The sequence below is a fragment of the Gillisia limnaea DSM 15749 genome (assembly GCF_000243235.1).
Taxonomy (GTDB): Bacteria; Bacteroidota; Bacteroidia; order Flavobacteriales; family Flavobacteriaceae; genus Gillisia; species Gillisia limnaea.
This window is the reverse complement of record NZ_JH594606.1, coordinates 3,539,576-3,558,876: the sequence shown is the minus strand read 5'-3', so window position 1 is coordinate 3,558,876 and position 19,301 is coordinate 3,539,576. Positions and strand designations below refer to the sequence as shown.

Genomic DNA, 19,301 nt, shown 5'->3' with positions numbered 1-19,301 from the left:
GTAATTGCCAGTGATGATAAGGTAGGAGAAACAGATATAACGGCTCCATTTTTACAATGATCAGGTTGTAAAAGTGCCTATAAAAACCGAACCTGTTGCAGATCTTATCCAACATTCCGATTTTATTACTATTCATGTACCGGAACAGAAAAAAGCAGTGTTAGGAAAAAAAGAATTTGAAAAGATGAAGAATGGGGTTGGAATAATCAATACTTCACGTGGAGGAATCGTCGATGAAGTAGCATTGATAGAGGCTCTGGAAAATGGAAAAGTAGCCTTTGCAGGACTTGATGTTTTTGAAAATGAGCCTAGCCCGGCAATAACAGTATTGATGGACCACAGGATATCCCTGAGTCCGCATATTGGAGCTGCAACCATTGAAGCACAGGACAGAATAGGTACCGAACTTGCCGAGCAGATTATTTCAATCCTCAAAGAAGAAAAGGTCTGAATACTAATTCTATTAATCAAGAACCTCGGGGCAGACCTCGGGGGAATTAAACCCTCAATGAGGGATTAAAATCAATATCTCACAAATATCCTTTAAAAAGATGTTCATGCGATATTGATTTTTATTTTATACCAAACGAAACATCCATTAGTTGGATTTCCTCAAACAGGGGAATAATTACGCAGATTTTACTCCCGGTAGCTATCGGGAGTCCGATGAAACAATAAAATAAACAGAAGAAAATTCTGTCAGAACAATAATTTCAATGACAACAGAAATCTAAATATCAATCATCTCAAGGCAAGCAGGCTTACTAATCTAAAGAAATAAACCTTCGCCGGAATGAGATGGGCGGTCGGGAAATTAACCCCCATCTTAAAGGATTAAAAATTCTCTTTTGTACATTCATTAAGACTAAGACTCTCATTAATTTCGTAACTTAATTGTTGGATAAAACCATGAAAAAAGCTCACGAGGTATGTTAAAGATAGATGTTTTTAGGATTGCAATTAAAATTCGGCCCGAACGGGCATCGTGGATCAAACCCACTGATGGGACTAAAACTTAATCTCAATTTAATGATTTTAATCCAAGATTTAATTTTTAATAATATAGATATGGCATCAATACTGGATCTCTTAAATACTGATAAAGGCTCCACTTTTATATCCAAAGCGATGGATAAGACCGGAGAAAGCAAAGATACTATCACTACTGCCCTAGGCCTGGCACTCCCTATTTTACTTGGAGCGATGAAAAAAAACATTCAGGATGAAAAAGGTGCCCGGGAATTGAATTCCGCATTGAATGATACTAAACATGGAAAGGAATTTTTGGATAATTTAAACCACAAGGAACCATCAGCTATTACTTCAGAAGGAGGAAAGATCCTTAAGCATGTCCTTGGTTCAAATCAGGAAAACATCAACAAAACAGTTGCAACTACACTTGGTATAGAGCAATCATCCATTTCAGATATTATAAAAATGGCGGCTCCATTATTGATGAGTGTACTTGCGAGTCAGAAAAAAGAAGAAAAGGTAGAAACCTCTGGTCTGGACAATTTAATTGAATCTGTTATGGGGTCTTCGGTTAAATTTGATTCTTCCCTAATCTCAACATTTTTAGACAATAATAAGGATGGAAGCGTGATCGATGATATAAACGGGATGATTTTTGGAGGAAATAATAAATCGAAAAAAGGAAATGGCGGAATTCTAGGTGGAATGTTAGGTGGAAAATAAATGGTATTATTAAACATTTTTGGTGAATATAAATTAACTAAAAACTATGAAATGAGCATAACGGAAATGCGATACAAACAGTAATGAAGATATGCGAATTGCATATGACCATTAAAAAACAATAAATGTCTACATATGAAAAATTTAATCTACATCCTGATATTGGGATTATTTATTTATAGCTGTGGCTCAAGTAAGGATCGGGATTTAAAAAATACAGGAGAAGGCATACACAATGACACCGTGAGGATTGCCAATGACAGCCTGGAATACGAAATTATAATTATAGAGCCTGGATTTAATTTATTTATTAATTCCATTGCCAGGCCTAAAATGTATTACTCTCAATCCTACCTTGAAAACAAAAACCAGTTTTTGGTTTCAGAATACAATTCCCGTGTAAATCAACCACAGCGATTTAATCACAATTTATATGTGCAGGCAATCAATTATGATCCCAATATAGATTATGGGTATGAGGTTAATTATTTATTATATAATTACTTTGTTTTTCTTTCCCGTGAATACGACCAAAGATTTTCGGTTCCAACAAGAATATAGTAACTAGTTTGTTTATAAATCCCTATATGGTATATTTGCATCATGAATAAATTAAAGCAACGTTGGGGTATCGATTCTAACCTTCAGATAATCGTTATTCTTATTGTTTTTGCGCTTACAGGGTCTTCTGCTGCTAAACTTGCGGGACCTGTTTGTGATTTTTTCGGGATTTACAGGGAAACCTCTCCCTGGTATTTATATTGGATGGTTCGAATTCTTCTAATATTTCCAATCTATCAGATTTTATTAGTTTTATTTGGGTGGATCTTTGGGCAGTTTGATTTTTTCTGGAAATTTGAAAAAAAAATGTTATCCAGACTTGGTTTTTCAAGATTCTTAAATTAATAAAAGTGAATTTCGTTCAGAAATATGTATTGATCTTTATATCTGCGGCTTTGGTGCTACCTTCTGTTATAAGCATTAGTCATATATATGCTCACGAAAAAATAGTAGTGTGCGATACTTATCAGGATGCGCACCTACATAATAAAACCATTGATTGTGAACTCTGTAAATTACACCCCACGCCATTTCTTTCTTTCGAAATTCAAAACTTTAATCTTCTCGAACCTCTTGTAATTAACAAGAAGTTTTTTAATTCTTACCTGTTTTTAAGTAATTACCAGAAATTATCATTTGAGCTAAGGGGCCCTCCGGTTTCTGCATAGATCGAATATTCTTTTCTGATTCAGATCCTGAAGGATCTGTGGTAATTAACTTCTTAAATAAAAACAATGTATAAATTAATTTATCTATTGCTCGCCTTAGCAGTAACTTCAACCACATTTGCACAAAATTCTGTAAAAGGAAAAGTCATTGACGCCGAAACTAACGACCCTGTTATGTCGGCAACCATTTATATCTCAAAATTAGAAAAGGGCGCACTCACAAATTTTGAAGGAATATTTCAAATTGATAATATCTCCAAAGGGGATTACAACCTTGTAATTTCTTCCATTGGTTATTCCACACGTACCGTTAAGGTTAGTTTGCCATCCAATGAAGAAGTAATTATCCAGCTTCAGCCTTCGGCTATAGAAATGGAAGCTGTGATCGTTTCAACACCATTTCACAAATTACAAAGTGAGAATGTTGTAAGAGTTGAACGAGAAACAATAGATAATCTTAATAAATCCGGGGCTGTAAGCCTTGCAGAAGGAATAGCACTTTTGCCTGGGGTAGAAACAGTAACAACCGGGGCAGGAATAGGAAAGCCTGTGATACGAGGGTTAAGCTCGAACAGGGTTTTGATATATGCGCAGGGGGTACGCCTAGAAAATCAACAATATGGAGATGAACATGGACTTGGCCTTAGTTCCAGCGGAGTAGAAAGCGTTGAAGTAATAAAAGGTCCTGCATCCCTCCTCTATGGGAGCGATGCTTTAGGGGGAGTTCTTTATTTAAATCCTGAAAAATACGCTGTCCCGGCTAGTACAGATTTGGATGCAAAGGTCACTTATCACTCTAATTCCCTTGGAACCGAAACTAATGCAGGATTTAAAACCTCCGGAGAACGTCTAAAATTTCTGGTTCGAGGAAATTACGCAACGCATAGCGATTATGAAACCGGGAATGGAATGAGAGTCACAAATTCAAGATTTGATGAAAAAGATTTCAAAACCGGAATTGGATATCAGGATGAGAAATATCGTGGTGATTTGAGGTACAATTATAATAATTCTACCATTGGGATTCCGGAAGAGATTGGTGAGCAGTCCGCATCAAAAAAAGAATTATTACCATATCAGCAAATTGATAATCATATTCTAAGCTTCGATAACAAATTATTCTTTACTAATTCCAGTCTGGATATAAAAGTTGGATATCTTTTTAATAACAGAAAAGAATTTGAAGATCATCATGAGGAAAATGAAGAAGAGCAAGGAGAAGAAGAACAGGAAGAAGAGGAAGGTCCTGCACTTGAAATGCACCTTGAAACTTTGAATTACGACCTAAAGTACAATTCTGCCAAATGGGGAAATTTTGAAACAATTTTTGGAGTACAGGGGATGTTTCAAACCAATAAGAATTTTGGGGAAGAAATCCTTATTCCCGATGCTAATGTTAGCGATATAGGTTTTTTAGCCGTAACGCATTATCATTTGGAAAAATTGGATATTCAGGCAGGAGTGCGATTTGACAATAGATCTATCGAAAGTCGGGAAATGGGAGTTTTTGGGGAAGAGGAATATTTTGCTCCAATAGACAGAAACTTCAACAGTTACAATGGTTCCCTGGGAATTAAATACAACCTGTTTTCTCGATTCATCGCCAGGGTTAATGTCGCAACCGGATTTAGAGCTCCTAATCTTGCTGAATTAACTTCAAACGGAGCTCATGAAGGAACCAATCGTTTTGAACTTGGAAATTCCGGTCTAAACAATGAACAAAATCTTCAACTGGATCTTGCACTGGAATATAGCAATGAGCATTTCGAGATTTTTACAAATGTATTTTACAATAATATAAACGATTATATATTCCTTAATCCTGCCAATAGGTTCATTGAAGGAGATCCGGTTTTTGAATATCTTCAAAATGATGCAAAGCTTTACGGCGGCGAAGCAGGGCTTCACCTTCACCCCCACCCTATTGACTGGCTTCACCTGGAAAGCAGTGTTGCCATCGTCAAGGGAGAAAGAGAGGATGGAGAGAACCTTCCGTTAATTCCAGCAACTTCTTTTACCAATACGCTTCGGGTTGAATTTGACAAAGGCGCCTGGTTTAAAAGCAATTATGGATTTTTAACCGTGAAAAGTGTTCTGGATCAAGAAAATGTGAGTGCATTTGAAACGCGTACGCCCGGTTATAGCTTGCTGAGTGCAGGAATTGGAGGTTCTTTCAACCTAAATAAAACTATGATAAACCTGAGAATTAGCGGAAATAACTTGCTGAATGAAACCTATATTTCTCATTTATCGAGGCTGAAGCCGGATGGAATTCAAGACCGTGGAAGAAATATAAGTTTGAGCGTTCAAACATTCTTTTAATCGCGGCGCCGAGTTTAAATTCCCCTTATAAAATACCTTATAAACTAATTCTGTGATAATTGATTTAAAACAAAATAGGTTGCCACTATGGGCAACCTATTTTTATTTGTTAGGGCAGTATTTTGAGGGATCTATATAACCTCCGCTTCTATAATAATTTCTTTTGGGGATTTCTCTTTGCTCCAAACAAAGGTATATAACCACATAAGGGTAAAAGTAGGAATGATATCTGTGCCCGGAAGTATCTCTTCAAGAAATACAATAACAGAGGCTATTTTTCCTTTTTTCCCGGGATACATTTCGCTCATTTGTTTTGCGGCATACGGTGCCCATACTAAATCAAGAAAGGGTCCTACAACTGGAATAGCATATGTTGCCATCCCTATAGCATCGTAAGCGATTCCACGAAACAATAACTTATTCTTCAGGTTCTTCATCATGTTATAGTTTTTTACATATGTTATAAAGCAAAAAAAATGCCACTTATTTTAAGTCTGAAGTTATGAGTTTCAAAAATTCATTCCGTGTTTCAATTTCTTTAAACTGTCCTCTAAATCCGGAGGTAGTTGTAACACTGTTTTGTTTTTGCACACCCCGCATCATCATACACATATGTTGTGCTTCAATAACTACTGCAACCCCTTTTGGTTTTACAACAGTATTTATACATTCCAGAATATCATGAGTAAGGCGTTCCTGAACCTGCATCCTTCTTGCAAAAACATCCACAATTCTTGGAAGCTTGCTCAAACCTACAATTTGACCATTTGGGATATAGGCAATATGAGCTTTCCCAAAGAAAGGCAACATATGGTGCTCACATAGAGAATATAGCTCGATATTCTTTACGACCACCATTTCGTCGTAACTTTCCTTAAACATAGCTTTTTCCAATATCTTTTTTGGATCTGCAGAATAGCCCTGCATTAAAAACTGCATAGCTTTTGCGGCTCGCTCCGGAGTTTTCACAATACCTTCCCGGGAAACGTTTTCACCAAGATGTTCTATAATATTTTTAAAGTTTTCCTGCAGCTCGCCGGTAACTTTTTCATCATATTCTTCGAAGTAGTTATACATTTTATTTTTTTAATTTTTCTGAAAATAATTCTTTTAATTTTTTGATTTTAGGATCAATTATTACCTGGCAGTATTGCTGCTGTCGGTGTTTGCTGTAATATTCTTTATGTTCCGCTTCAGCTTCATAGAATGCTGAAGCTTCCGTGACCTCGGTAACTATCTTGTTTGAAAAAATATTTTCTTTTTCGACATTTTGAATGACCTCCAGGGCTTTTTGTTTTTGTTCTTCTGAATGATAAAATATGGCACTCCGGTATTGGGTTCCAACATCATATTGCTGACGATTGAGCGTTGTAGGGTCATGGGTACTAAAGAAGATATAAAGCAATTCTTCAAAAGAAATTATTTCAGGGTCAAAGTGAATTTCAATAGCCTCTGCATGCCCGGTCCGTCCGGATATAATCTCCCTGTATGCAGGATTTTTAATTGCGCCGCCTGTGAAACCGGGGATAGCTTTAGTCACTCCCTTTATTCGCTCAAAAACAGCTTCGGTACACCAAAAACATCCTCCGGCCAACGTTGTTGTCTCTATTTCTTGATTTTTCATTCTACAAATTTATTTTGTTTAACAAAAGTAATGAATAAATAAACAAAAAAATCATTTTCTTATTATTTTCCTTTATTCTAAAATTGCAATTATTAGATTTGTACAAATAATAAAATTCACTCATTACCTAAGTCACGTTTAAATTAATCAATGATTTTTAAAAACCTTGTTTTTATAGCCTCAATTCTTATTTTCATTAATTTAAAGGCTCAAGATATAGATCCCAATAAACTTTCTAAAAAAGAATATTCCGCCCAGCGTATTACAGAAGCGCCAAAAATTAATGGTTTCTTAAATGATCCTGTTTGGGAAGGTACACCAATCGCTACTAACTTTCTTATGGTTGAACCTGGTGATGGAAACCCTAGCAGGGAAACCCATCGCACCCAAGTAAAGATCGTCTATGATGACGAAGCTATTTACATCGCTGCATATATGCTGGTTAATGAGCCTGACAGAATTTTAAGACAGTTCACACAACGGGATAACATTGGACAGGCAGATTTTTTTCAGGTGGATGTCAACACCTATAATGACGGTGAAAATCAAACCCGATTTATAATCACTTCTGCAGGAACTTTGGCAGATGCTAAAATGAGTGGAGAAAATGAAGACTATAGTTACAATGTGGTTTGGGAAGGGGAAATTTCTTATGACGATAAAGGCTGGTATGCTGAATTAAAAATTCCTTATGCAGCGCTTAGATTTCCGAAAAAAGAAGAACAACTCTGGGGTTTACAAATGAACAGAAAAATCACGCACTTAAACGAAACTTATTCCTGGAATTATATCGATAAATCTGTTGGAAAAATCACCCAACACAATGGGTTACTTCGAGGAATAAAAAACATTGATCCCCCTATTCGATTGAGTTTTTATCCTTATTCCTCCATTGAAACAGATCAGTTTGAAGGGAACAACCAAACAAATTTCAATGCCGGTATGGATTTCAAATATGGAATTACAGATGCCTTTACCCTGGATGCAACATTGATTCCTGATTTTGGCCAAACCGCATTTGATAACGTGGAATTGAACCTGGGACCTTTTGAGCAGGCTTTTGGCGAAAACCGGGCATTCTTTACGGAAGGAACCGAATTGTTTACAAAAGGTAACCTGTTTTATTCAAGACGAATTGGGGATTCCCCAATTGGATTTAATCAGGCTCAGCGGGAATCAATCAAAAACGAGGTTTTAATTGAAAATCCTGAAAAGGCCGATTTACTAAATGCTATTAAAATTTCAGGAAGAACAGAAAACGATCTTGGAATTGGCTTTTTTAATGCGATTACAAAAGAAACCCGCGCCATCTTTCAAGACACGGTTTCAGGCGATTTCAGGTATAAAGTCACAGAACCTTTGGCCAATTATAGCATTGTAGTACTGGATCAGCAATTCAACCAAAATTCTTCTATTAGCCTTATAAATACAAATGTAGTAAGGGAAGGGCGTTTCAGGGATGGAAATGTTACTGGATTTCTATTTGATGTCTTCAACAACTCAAATTCCTTCAATTTTAATGGAGAAGCAAAGATGAGCAATGTGAATAAACCCGGGCAAAATATAACAGGATTTGCCTCTAATTTTGAAATCAACCGGACAAAAGGAAATTTTAGATATGGGGTGAAACACGATTTCGCAAATGAAACCTACGACATCAACGACCTGGGTTTAAACTTTCGGAATAATTATAATAATTTCTTTTGGAATACCTCGTACCAAATATTTGAGCCAATTGGGAAATTAAATCGATTTACCATTCAAATATTTGGAAACCATACCCGCCGCTATAAGCCAGATCTTGCCACCGGAACCGATGTGGGTGGCAGCTTTTTTGCTGTGATGAAAAATCGTTTTGCATTTGGAGGTTCAGCGGTGATGGAATCAGACTTTAAGGACTTTTTTGAGCCTCGCCGGGAAGGACACTACATAACTTATAAAAAGAGTCTTGGCGGGGAAACCTGGATCTCATCAGACTACAGAAAGAAATTTGCGCTTGATGCACGCATTAGTTACAGAGATTATTTTGACAGCGATCAGGAAAATTATAGACTAAGACTAAGCCCGAGGTTTAGGTTTAATGATAAAATAAGTTTTATCTACTCCCTTAATTATTCGGTTACTAATAGCCGGAATAGTTTTGTAGCGCTTAAGCCAGAAGACATTATATTTGGGAACAGGGATACAGAAAGTGTAGAAAACTCACTACAGGGAAGCTATAATTTTAATACCAAACAGGCATTAAATTTAAGTTTTCGTAATTTCTGGTCGGTAGCTAATTTTGCCAAGGGTCAATTTAAAAGCCTTCAGGACAAAGGAGAAGTAACCGCAAAAAATTATCCAATCCCTCCCAATGAGGATCCCAATGTAAATTTCAATATCTGGAACCTGGATCTTAGCTATAGTTGGCAGTTTGCGCCGGGAAGTGAAGCTATTCTACTTTACAGGAATTCTATATTTAATCTTAGTGACCAAAGCCAATTAGGATATGAGGAAAGTCTTGAGAGATTATTTGAACAATCCCTTAGGCAGAATCTCTCTTTACGAGTGGTTTACTTTATTGACTATAATAATATCAGGAATATTTTTAAAAGTTAACATTAAGGCTTTTAGAAAATAAGTACATTCACCTTACAAGTTACACCAATGATATACGCCCAAAACATTCATAAATATTACGGAAATTTACACGTTTTAAAAGGCGTGAATCTTCACATTGAAAAAAGCGAGATCGTTTCCATAGTAGGAGCTTCAGGAGCCGGAAAAACCACTTTGCTTCAAATTTTAGGTACGCTGGATAACCTGGATAAACAAACCAGCAGTGCTTTAAAAATAAACGATATCGACATCTATTCCCTAAGCTCTAAAAAGCTTTCCAAATTTAGAAATGAACAGGTTGGTTTTATATTTCAGTTTCACCAGTTGCTGCCGGAGTTTACGGCATTGGAGAATATTTGTATCCCCGCCTTTATTAAAAAGACACCAAAAGCTGAAGCTGAAAAAAGAGCTTTGGAATTGCTTGATTTTTTGGGTTTAAAGGGCCGTGCATCACATAAACCGGGTGAATTGAGCGGTGGAGAACAACAGAGAATTGCGGTGGCTCGTTCTTTGATTAATAAACCAGCAGTGATCTTTGCAGATGAACCTTCGGGAAATCTCGATTCAGAATCGGCTGAAAGGTTGCATAAATTGTTTTTCCAACTTCGGGAAGAGTTTCACCAAACTTTTGTAATTGTTACTCACAATGAAGAACTGGCAAATATGGCAGACAGGAAACTCACCATGGTAGACGGCGAAATTATTCTCTAGAAAATAACACTAAATGCTCAAAAATTCTGAATTAAAATCCTTTTTAGATTTTAAGGTTGAACAATACAACACCCCGGAATTTATAGCATCTGATCCGGTTCAAATTCCACACCTTTTCAGCAGAAAAGAAGACATTGAAATCGCAGGTTTTTTAACCGCAACCATCGCCTGGGGAAATAGAAAAAGCATTCTTAAAAATGCTACCACGCTCATGGAGCTTATGGATAATTCACCGTATGATTTTGTGATGAATCATAGGGATAAGGATTTAGATTTACTTGAAAATTTTGTTCACCGTACCTTTAATGGTGGAGATCTCCAATACTGCGTGCAGTCCTTAAAGAACATTTATTCTCAGCACTATGGGCTGGAAGGAGTTTTTACCAAATATGCTGACATGGATTCCCTTCAGGGAAGCATACATCAGTTTAAAAAAGTGTTTTTTGAATTGCCCCATCTTTCCAGAACCGAAAAACATGTGAGTGATCCAATGAAAAATTCGGCCGCAAAACGAATTAATATGTATTTACGATGGATGATTCGAAGCGATGCAGCCAATGTTGATTTTGGAATCTGGAACCAACTTAATGCTGCTCAATTATCCTGTCCTTTAGATGTGCATTCCGGAAATACAGCAAGAAAACTTGGCTTATTAAACAGAAAACAAAACGATGCAAAAGCCCTCGCCGAACTCGATAAAAATTTACGCAAACTTGATCCCAAAGATCCAGTGAAATATGACTATGCGCTCTTTGGTTTAGGCGTGTTTGAAAAATATTAACATCGTCTTAACTAATTGAAATTAAATCAGTAAATTTGATCAGATTCTTGGACTCAGGCCCTAAAAAAATAAAATACATGATAGAAGCAGAACTTCCACACACTGAAAAAAAAAGGTTAGCAGCACTGGAAGAATTACAACTTCTACATACAGATCCCGAGGAAAACTACGATGACATTACAAAACTTGCTTCTTACATTTGTAATGTTCCGGTTTCTCTAATAACCCTTATTGGTAAAGAGCAACAATGGTTCAAATCTAAAGTTGGAACCGATTTAAATAGTGCCCCCAGAGCAATTTCTCATTGTTCTCATGCAATTCTAAACCCGAAGGAATTGATGGAGGTTAAAGACACACGTGAAGATTTAAGATTTGAAAACAACCCTTATACAGTTGCAGATCCCAAGATCCTGTTTTATGCAGGAATGCCATTAAAATCTTTTAACGGGAACGCTATAGGAACTTTATGTGTTTTAGATACCAAGCCTAATTCTCTTAACGATGATCAAAAAAGTGCGTTAAAAGCACTAGCAAGGCAAGTGGAAAATCTTTTTGAATTAAGAAGGCATAATTTAAAGCTTGAAAATGTTACCAAAGTACTTAAAGAAAAAAACAGCCAGTTAAAAGATTTTGCGGGAACTGTTTCTCACGATATGAAAATGCCCCTGGCAAATATGATCTTAACTGCAGATATGATAAAGGCTAAATATGCAGATAAATTTGATGAAGATGGAATTAAATATCTCAATTATTTAAAGCAATCTTCCTTTAAATTAAGCAGTTACATAACCGGAATTCTCCAACATTATGAAAGCGATAGTCTTACAGAATCTATAATTGAGGAAGAATTCGATATTCATGATCTTCTGGAAGAAATTATAGACCTATTAAATATAGACTATGAGTGTATAATTAACCTGCCAGAGGAAAATTTGATGATGAACTGTAACAGGATTGCACTGGAGCAAATTATACTCAATTTAGTTAGCAATAGCTTAAAATATAATAAAACAGAGGAAATAGTCATTGATATAGAATGCAGGAAAGATCATGAATTCTATCACTTCACTGTAAAAGATAATGGAATTGGGATTCCAAAAGATAAACAAGAAGATATTTTTGAGCTCTTTACCATTATAGAAGAAACCGATAGAAGCGGAAACAAAGGAAATGGTATAGGACTTTCTACTGTTAAAAAATTAGTGAATTATCTGGGTGGAGAAATCTCCGTGGATTCCGATATTAATAAAGGTACCTCATTTCACTTTTCAATAAATCATACTATTTGTGATGATGATAATTGACCCTTGTTCTCTGGACACTATTGAAAATTAATTTCAGGTAGAAAAACTAGATACTCTTAAGTTCTTTCTCCGGATCTCTTGTTGATATTGCTATAAATTTACCTGAAAATAGCTCACAATATTTAGATTACATTAAATTATTAACAAAAAATTCCTTATTATTGATTTGATTTAAAGAACCGGCTAGATCTTCTATATGGAGTACAATCCCAAATTGACCCAAAATTCCAGAAATTCTGTAATTCAGGATTACCAACTATTAAGTTTATCTAATGATAAAGATTACGATGATTTAATTTTTCTCGCTTCCTCAATTTGTGATGTTCCGGTAGCATACCTGGGAATTATTGCAAATGAGAAGGTTTTGTTCAAATCTAAAACAGGAATTAGCCTGGAAGAAATGGAGCTGGAAAATTCCTTTTCAAAGGCAGCCCTGGAAAGCGGTAAAGAATATTTTTCAGTAAAGTTTTCTGAAAATCCAGGACTCTTTCAAAAGGCTAAGCCTTATTTTAAAAATGAATATAAGTTCTATTATGGCGTTCCTGTTATTAATGCGAAAGGTATGTCTATTGGAGCGTTAAACATTCTTGATGTCCGGGAGCGAGAGCTAGAAGATTTTCAGAAAAAAGCGCTAAAAATTCTTGCCAACCAAATTATGAAGTTGCTGGAGTTTAGAAACCAAAATAATAAATTCCTCCAGATCCAGAATAAGCTGAAACAGAAATATCAGGAATTAGAAAAATTCGCAAGCCTGGTTTCCCATGATATTAAATCCCCACTTGCAAATATTATCTCCCTAACAGAACTTTTGAGGGAAGAGAATAAAGATAAATTCAATGAAGAAACTCTTCAGTATCTCAATTACCTTGTAGAATCTTCTTATTCCCTAAGGAATTATGTTGATGGGATCCTTAATTTTTACCGCAGTGAAAATATTCTGGAAAAAGCTGCTGAAAACGTTGACCTCCATCAAATCCTTAAAGGAATTGCTCATTTGTATGATTTTTCAAATGATATCGAAATTAAATATCCAAAGACCGCAAGTCTAAAGAACATAAATAAAGCAGCTCTGACTCAAATACTGTTGAATTTAATTGGCAATGCTTTAAAATACAATAACAAGGAACTTCGAAAAATTGAAATAACCTTTAAAGAAACCCAGGATTTTTATCATTTTGAAGTCATTGATAATGGAGATGGCTTTTCTACGGAGAATTCAGACAAAATATTTGAATTATTTCATACCCTGGACACGAATGACCGGGATGGCAACCCCGGAAGCGGAATTGGACTTGCAACCGTAAAGAAGCTGGTAAATAGTCTTGGAGGTGAGATTAACGTAAGTTCAACACCCGGTGTGGGAAGTAATTTTTCTTTTAGCATAAGAAGACATTAATAGTTTAACAAGCTTCCATTTTAAGGGCTTTTTATATATTTGATAAATATTCAAAGCACAATGCAGTTTCATCATCCCGAAGTTCTTTACGCCCTCTTCTTTTTGATTATTCCTGTACTTGTTCATCTTTTCCAACTTAGAAAATTTCGCCGGGAAGATTTCACCAATGTCAAATTTCTAAAACGAGTTACCCAACAAACCAGAAAGAGTTCAAAACTCAAAAAATGGTTGGTTCTTGCCACGAGGTTATTCCTGCTCGCCAGTATTATTTTTGCTTTTTCACAACCTTTTATTCCTGATGAGACCATAGAGTACGGCACAATTGAAACCGTTATTTATCTCGATAACTCCTATAGTATGCAGGCAAATGGCCAGCAGGGCCGGCTTCTTGACCGTAGCATTCAGGAATTGCTTGAAAACTTGCCGGACAATCAAAAGTTCACACTTATTACCAATACCGAGGAATTTCCTGAGCTTACCAAACAAGACCTCCAGGAACTGGAATACACTGGGATACACCAGGATTTTAAAACCATTGCATTAAAAGCCGAAAGTCTCTTTTCCCGGGATAGTGCAGCTCAAAAAAAATTGCTTCTTATTTCCGATTTTCAAAAGGGATTTACACTGCCGGAAGATTTAGAATTAAAGAACACTAACATCTATGCACTTCCATTAAAACCGGAAAGATTTGAAAATATTCGTCTGGATTCGGCATTTATTACCCGCGAAGCTTCCGGAGATCAAATTTTAAATATTGAAATAAGTGCCTCTCAGGATTTTACAAATAATACTGCTGTCTCACTTTATAACGGGGATAAATTAATTGGGAAAACCGGGGTGGATTTTTCTGAAAACAAAAAGCAGCAACTTGATTTTCCTATTTCTGAAGAAGAATTACTTTCAGGAAGCATACAAATTGAAGACAATGATTTGGCATTTGATAACACTTTGTATTTCAGCATTAATAAAATAGAACCTATAAACATCAGCAGCATTAATAACGCAGATGATGCATTTCTCAAAAGGATTTTTACCACACCGGAATTCAATTATACTTCGTTTACAGATACAGAAATAAATTTTAATGCACTTGCCTCCTCGAAGGTGATCATCTTAAATGAGGTGTCTGAAATTTCAAATTCCCTGTTGAACACTTTTCAGCAAAAAAAGTTGGAAAATACAGTATTCATCTTGATTCCCTCCATAGAAGATATAGGCAGTAATTACAGGTTATTTGTTCGCGAGCTTGGTGTGACAGGATTTCAAAACCAACAACAGCAAGAAAAACGAATAAGCGGTATATCCTTTCAACATCCTTTGTACAATGGAGTTTTTGAAGATGAGATTGCTAATTTTGAATATCCAAAAACACAGATTTCATATAAAATATCCGGTTCAGGACCTTCTATTCTTTCATTTCAGGATCAGGAACCATTTTTAATAGGGATTGGAGGTAATTATTTTTTTAGTTCCGCTTTAAATTCCCAAAACAGCAATTTTATACGGTCCCCTTTAGTGGTTCCTACATTCTATAACATGGGAATTTCAGCACTTCAACCCACTCCACTTTATTACACTCTGGGAGAAACCAACAAGATAACAGTACCGGTGAGCACTGGAAATGATGAGATTTTACAACTAACTTCTAAAACCGCGAATTTCATTCCGCAGCAACAGCGATTTTCAAATAAAGTGGAAATGATTACCGATGAATTTCCCCAGAAACCAGGAAATTTCGGTATTTTACAAAATGAACGCACTATTATGGGAATTAGTTATAATGTAAACAGAAAGGAAAGCGAACAAGTCTACCAGGATCTTGAGAATATTAAAAATATTGAAATTTTAAATGATATTCCTCAATTCATTTCTTCCGGCGGATATAAAAAAGATGTGGATACCCTTTGGAAATGGTTTGTTACTTTTGCCTTGTTATTTTTAATTATGGAAACCTTACTCTTAAAATATTTTAAATGAAGCTACTTCTAAGATCGGCCAAAATAATAGATCCCAACTCACCGCATCATCACAAAAAGATGGATCTATTTATTAAGGATGGAAGAATTGAAAAAATTGGGACTTCGCTTAAAATTTCGGAAGTGGACAAAGAAATAAAATTGAAGGACCTTCACGTTTCTTCTGGATGGTTTGACAGCAGCGTGAGTTTTGGAGAACCGGGATTTGAAGAGAGGGAAACGATCTCAAATGGGCTTAAAGCTGCTGCTAAGAGCGGTTTTACGCATATTGCGCTCAACCCAAATACGAATCCAGTTGTAGATGATAATGGCGCCATCACATCCATACTTTCAAAAGCTAAGAATAATGCGGTAAAAGTTGCACCTATTGGCTCCTTAACAAAGGGCAGTGAAGGAGTAGACCTGGCAGAGCTCTATGATATGCACCAGGGGGGCGCCATCGCTTTTGGAGATCATAAAAAATCAATAGCACATCCCAATTTATTAAAACTTGCACTTCAATATGCTCAAAATTTTGATGGGTTGGTGCTTTCCTTTCCTCAGGATAATAAAATTGCAGGAAAAGGATTGGTAAATGAGGAGGTGAGCAGCACATTTCTTGGCCTGAAAGGAATTCCAGCACTTGCAGAAGAACTACAGATTATTCGTGATCTTTATATTCTGGAATATACAGGAGGGAAATTACACATTCCAACTATTTCTACTGAAAAATCGGTTAGACTGATAAAGGAAGCAAAAAAGAAAGGCCTGAATGTGAGTTGTAGTGTAGCAATCCACAACCTGTTGTTCACAGATGATCTCCTAAAGGAATTTGATACGAATACAAAGGTTTTACCTCCCTTACGAACTAAAAAAGATATCAAGGCACTTATTAAAGGATTGAAAGAAGGAACCATCGATATGGTTACCAGTGATCACTCCCCTATTGATATAGAACATAAAAAAGTGGAATTTGAATATGCCTTGTTTGGAAGCATAGGGTTAGAATCGGCATTTGGGGCATTATTACAATTATTCACCCTGGATGAAACCATCGGATTTTTAACCGGAAGCCGGAAACGTTTCGGCTTGAAAATGCCGGTTATAAAAGAAGGAAAAAGAGCAAATTTAAGTATGTTCAGCCCGGAAGGAACTTATACCTTCACAACTGAGAATATTCATTCCTCCTCTAAAAACAGTGTCTTCCTGGATTCGAAGCTTTGTGGAAAAGTTTACGGGATCATCTCAGGAAAAAACCTTATTGTTTCTGAATAAGCTTCAAAAGTGATACTTTTGTTTAATCGCACGATTTAAAAATAATTTCCTATGAATACTACTGTTGAATCTGGCAAAACCCCAGCAATAATTTCCTACCTAACCATAATCGGGACTATTATCGCATATTTCATGAATAATGACGCAAAAAATACCTTTGCCAGCTTTCATATCCGGCAGGCTTTGGGAATCCATATTACATTTTACGTACTTGGAGCGCTTATAAGTATTTTTGACAGCTGGATGATTACATACGCCTTCTGGATCTTTATAGCGGTACTTTGGGGTTACGGCATGGTAACGGCAATTCAGGGTGAACAAAGAGAAGTTCCAATTCTTGGAACACAATATCAAAAATGGTTTAGCACTATAAGTTAATGAAACATCCATTGGAAAATTTTTCCCACACATTGGAATTTTTATTTGGATGTCGCATATGTCCGCTAAAAAAATAAAATACACAGATGAAAACTCAAAATTTATCTTTACATCATATAATTAGAGAATCTTCCTTAAAAGATCAAAAAGTTCCCACACTATTCATGTTTCACGGGTATGGCAGTGATGAAAACGATCTTTTCTCATTTGCAAATGAACTTCCGGAAGAATTAATGATTATCTCTGTTCGGGCACCTTACGCGATGGAACCTTATGGAAATGCGTGGTATGCAATTAATTTTGATTCTGTTCAGGGGAAATTCAGCGATAATGATCAGGCCAGGGAATCCAGGGATAAGATCGTTAAATTCATAAAGGAGGCAATTACCCAATATCCTGTCGATCCGAAAAATATTACACTATTGGGATTCAGTCAGGGTACTATTTTAAGTTATGCTGTTGCTTTAAGCCATCCTGAAATGGTTAAAAACCTCATTGCGTTAAGCGGATACATTAACCTCGACATTCTGAAGGAAGATTTTTCTAAAAACAATTTTTCCAGTCTGGATATCTATGCTTCCCACGGAAGTCAGGATCAGGTTATTCCAGTAAACTGGGCCAGAAAAGCGCCCGAAAAATTAAAAGAACTGGGTATAGCTCATCAATATTCAGAATTTCCTGTTGGTCATGGAGTAGCTCCCCAAAATTTTATGGAGCTGAAAAACTGGATAAAAGAACGAATTTAATCTGCAGGATATAAAAATGATTTTTCTGTGATGAGCTGAAGGTTTTTATTTTCATCTACCTCATAAGAGATTAAAAGTTCACCCCAAAACTTCCCATCGGTAAAATCTGCAATAATCCATTTATGGTTTAGAACCTTCACTTTATTGATGCGCATTACACCCTCCATACCTTCAAAAGGAACAAGTTCATTATCCTCATTCGCCCTGTTTCGGCTTATTATTTCATCTTCAACTTTACGCGTTAATTCTTCCGCATTTATCCCCCGATCTTCAAAATAGGAAATCGCTGCTTCATTTTGGTTCATCGAGAAATAATTGAGTCCGGCATTTTTTCTGGAAAGCACTTCATTCTCGATATCAGCCTCAGACAATCTCCCCTGTAAATTCTCAATTTGCTCCTCTTTGGCATCAAGTATTTTTTTATCATTTACATAAATAAAAACAGTAAACAGAAACATAAAAATAAATAGGTACAAAAATATTTTATTGCGCATTATAGTTCAATTTTTAAATTATCATAGGCCAGAAAAACATTTTCCGGCAACTCCGCCTGGACTTCTTCATGAAATCCAAGTTGGTGGCTTATATGAGTTAAATAAGCCCTTTCCGGATTCACCTCCCGGATAAATTCCAGTGCTTCTTCAAGATTGAAATGGGAATGATGCGGTTCTCTTCTAAGGGCATTGATAACCAAAACCTTTACCCCTCTCAACTTTTCAACTTCTTCCTTTTCTATTGTTTTCACGTCGGTTAAATAAACAAAATCCTTGAGTCTAAATCCAAAAACCTGTAACCTGTTATGCATCACGTTCACAGGAATAATGTCAAAATCTTTAAATTTAAAAGTCTCGTTTTGAATTTCATTCACTTTGACTCCCGGAGATCCGGGATATTTATTTTCAGATTCAAAAATATAATCAAATCTCTTTTTAAGCGAATCCAGAACTCTTTTATGAGCATAAATTGGTATATCCCCCTGCCGGAAGAAATAGGGTCGGATATCATCCAATCCAATAGTGTGGTCGTTATGTTCGTGTGTGTAAAGAATGGCATCTATATGAGAAACCTTATTGGCAAGCATTTGCAAACGAAAATCCGGACCACAATCTATCAAGATATTGTGGGAATTCCACTCTACTAAAACCGAAACTCGCAATCGTTTATCTTTCGGGTTTTCGCTTAAACAAACCGGATGTGTACTCCCTATAATTGGTACTCCCTGAGATGTACCTGTGCCTAAAAATGTTACTTTCAAAGATTGCGGTTTTAATGCAAAAGTAAGTATAT

At 36.1% G+C, this 19,301-nt stretch carries 18 protein-coding genes and 1 pseudogene; 14 read left to right on the top strand and 5 right to left on the bottom strand.

The window, feature by feature from the left end; translation table 11 throughout:
* The 5 genes and pseudogenes from GILLI_RS17540 to GILLI_RS17520 form a co-directional block, all read left to right on the top strand.
* Window positions 1–451 (top strand): annotated as a pseudogene (locus GILLI_RS17540) (NAD(P)-dependent oxidoreductase); the annotation flags it as partial.
* A gap of 617 nt (window positions 452–1,068) precedes the next feature.
* Window positions 1,069–1,695 (top strand): DUF937 domain-containing protein, encoded by a 627-nt coding sequence (locus GILLI_RS17535; protein WP_040507163.1) that lies wholly within the window; start codon window positions 1,069–1,071, stop codon window positions 1,693–1,695.
* Between the two features lie 135 nt (window positions 1,696–1,830).
* Window positions 1,831–2,256 (top strand): DUF6146 family protein, encoded by a 426-nt coding sequence (locus GILLI_RS17530; RefSeq protein ID WP_006990467.1) that lies wholly within the window; start codon window positions 1,831–1,833, stop codon window positions 2,254–2,256.
* Between the two features lie 42 nt (window positions 2,257–2,298).
* Complete coding sequence (locus GILLI_RS17525) at window positions 2,299–2,601, top strand: DUF6787 family protein (protein ID WP_006990466.1); 303 nt, start codon at window positions 2,299–2,301, stop codon at window positions 2,599–2,601.
* A 389-nt stretch (window positions 2,602–2,990) separates the two neighbouring features.
* Window positions 2,991–5,246, top strand: coding sequence for a TonB-dependent receptor (locus tag GILLI_RS17520; RefSeq protein ID WP_006990464.1), 2,256 nt, complete (start codon window positions 2,991–2,993; stop codon window positions 5,244–5,246).
* Window positions 5,247–5,377: 131 nt separating this feature from the next.
* Here GILLI_RS17520 and GILLI_RS17515 read toward each other — a convergent pair whose 3' ends face one another.
* The 3 genes from GILLI_RS17515 to msrA are packed head-to-tail and all read right to left on the bottom strand — an operon-like array spanning window position 5,378 to window position 6,870.
* The gene (locus GILLI_RS17515; RefSeq protein WP_006990463.1) at window positions 5,378–5,686 is read right to left on the bottom strand and encodes a hypothetical protein; all 309 of its coding nucleotides are present in this window, start codon (window positions 5,684–5,686) and stop codon (window positions 5,378–5,380) included.
* 43 nt (window positions 5,687–5,729) lie between these two features.
* Window positions 5,730–6,323, bottom strand: a complete 594-nt coding sequence (folE, locus tag GILLI_RS17510) for a GTP cyclohydrolase I FolE (protein WP_006990462.1) — start codon at window positions 6,321–6,323, stop codon at window positions 5,730–5,732.
* 1 nt (window position 6,324) lies between these two features.
* The gene (gene msrA, locus GILLI_RS17505) at window positions 6,325–6,870 is read right to left on the bottom strand and encodes a peptide-methionine (S)-S-oxide reductase MsrA (RefSeq protein WP_006990461.1); all 546 of its coding nucleotides are present in this window, start codon (window positions 6,868–6,870) and stop codon (window positions 6,325–6,327) included.
* Between the two features lie 150 nt (window positions 6,871–7,020).
* Here msrA and GILLI_RS17500 point away from each other — a divergent pair, with 150 nt between their 5' ends.
* From GILLI_RS17500 to GILLI_RS17460, 9 genes are all read left to right on the top strand, one after another.
* Entirely contained in the window at window positions 7,021–9,468 is a 2,448-nt protein-coding gene (locus tag GILLI_RS17500) for a DUF5916 domain-containing protein (protein WP_006990460.1), read from the top strand.
* Window positions 9,469–9,516: 48 nt separating this feature from the next.
* Window positions 9,517–10,179, top strand: a complete 663-nt coding sequence (locus tag GILLI_RS17495; protein ID WP_006990459.1) for an ABC transporter ATP-binding protein — start codon at window positions 9,517–9,519, stop codon at window positions 10,177–10,179.
* Between the two features lie 13 nt (window positions 10,180–10,192).
* A complete protein-coding gene (locus tag GILLI_RS17490; protein WP_006990458.1) occupies window positions 10,193–10,960 on the top strand; it encodes a TIGR02757 family protein in 768 nt (255 codons plus the stop codon).
* A 77-nt stretch (window positions 10,961–11,037) separates the two neighbouring features.
* A complete protein-coding gene (locus GILLI_RS17485) occupies window positions 11,038–12,264 on the top strand; it encodes a GAF domain-containing sensor histidine kinase (RefSeq protein WP_006990457.1) in 1,227 nt (408 codons plus the stop codon).
* 196 nt (window positions 12,265–12,460) lie between these two features.
* Window positions 12,461–13,660 carry a GAF domain-containing sensor histidine kinase gene (locus tag GILLI_RS17480; protein ID WP_006990456.1) on the top strand — a complete coding sequence of 400 codons (1,200 nt, stop codon included), beginning with the start codon at window positions 12,461–12,463 and terminating at the stop codon, window positions 13,658–13,660.
* 60 nt (window positions 13,661–13,720) lie between these two features.
* Window positions 13,721–15,637, top strand: a complete 1,917-nt coding sequence (locus tag GILLI_RS17475) for a BatA domain-containing protein (RefSeq protein ID WP_006990455.1) — start codon at window positions 13,721–13,723, stop codon at window positions 15,635–15,637.
* Window positions 15,634–16,890: a dihydroorotase gene (locus GILLI_RS17470; RefSeq protein ID WP_006990454.1), complete on the top strand. Its 1,257-nt coding sequence runs from the start codon at window positions 15,634–15,636 to the stop codon at window positions 16,888–16,890. Before GILLI_RS17475 ends, GILLI_RS17470 begins: the two co-directional genes overlap by 4 nt.
* A 51-nt stretch (window positions 16,891–16,941) precedes the next feature.
* Entirely contained in the window at window positions 16,942–17,268 is a 327-nt protein-coding gene (locus GILLI_RS17465; protein ID WP_006990453.1) for a DUF4870 domain-containing protein, read from the top strand.
* An 86-nt stretch (window positions 17,269–17,354) separates the two neighbouring features.
* Window positions 17,355–18,014: an alpha/beta hydrolase gene (locus GILLI_RS17460; protein ID WP_006990452.1), complete on the top strand. Its 660-nt coding sequence runs from the start codon at window positions 17,355–17,357 to the stop codon at window positions 18,012–18,014.
* Here the strand turns inward: GILLI_RS17460 and GILLI_RS17455 are convergent.
* Window positions 18,011–18,508 (bottom strand): hypothetical protein, encoded by a 498-nt coding sequence (locus GILLI_RS17455; protein WP_006990451.1) that lies wholly within the window; start codon window positions 18,506–18,508, stop codon window positions 18,011–18,013. The two genes, GILLI_RS17460 and GILLI_RS17455, sit on opposite strands and share 4 nt — an antisense overlap.
* Complete coding sequence (locus GILLI_RS17450) at window positions 18,508–19,269, bottom strand: MBL fold metallo-hydrolase (RefSeq protein WP_006990450.1); 762 nt, start codon at window positions 19,267–19,269, stop codon at window positions 18,508–18,510. The genes GILLI_RS17455 and GILLI_RS17450 overlap by 1 nt, the downstream gene beginning before the upstream one ends.
* Between the last annotated feature and the right edge of the window lie 32 nt (window positions 19,270–19,301).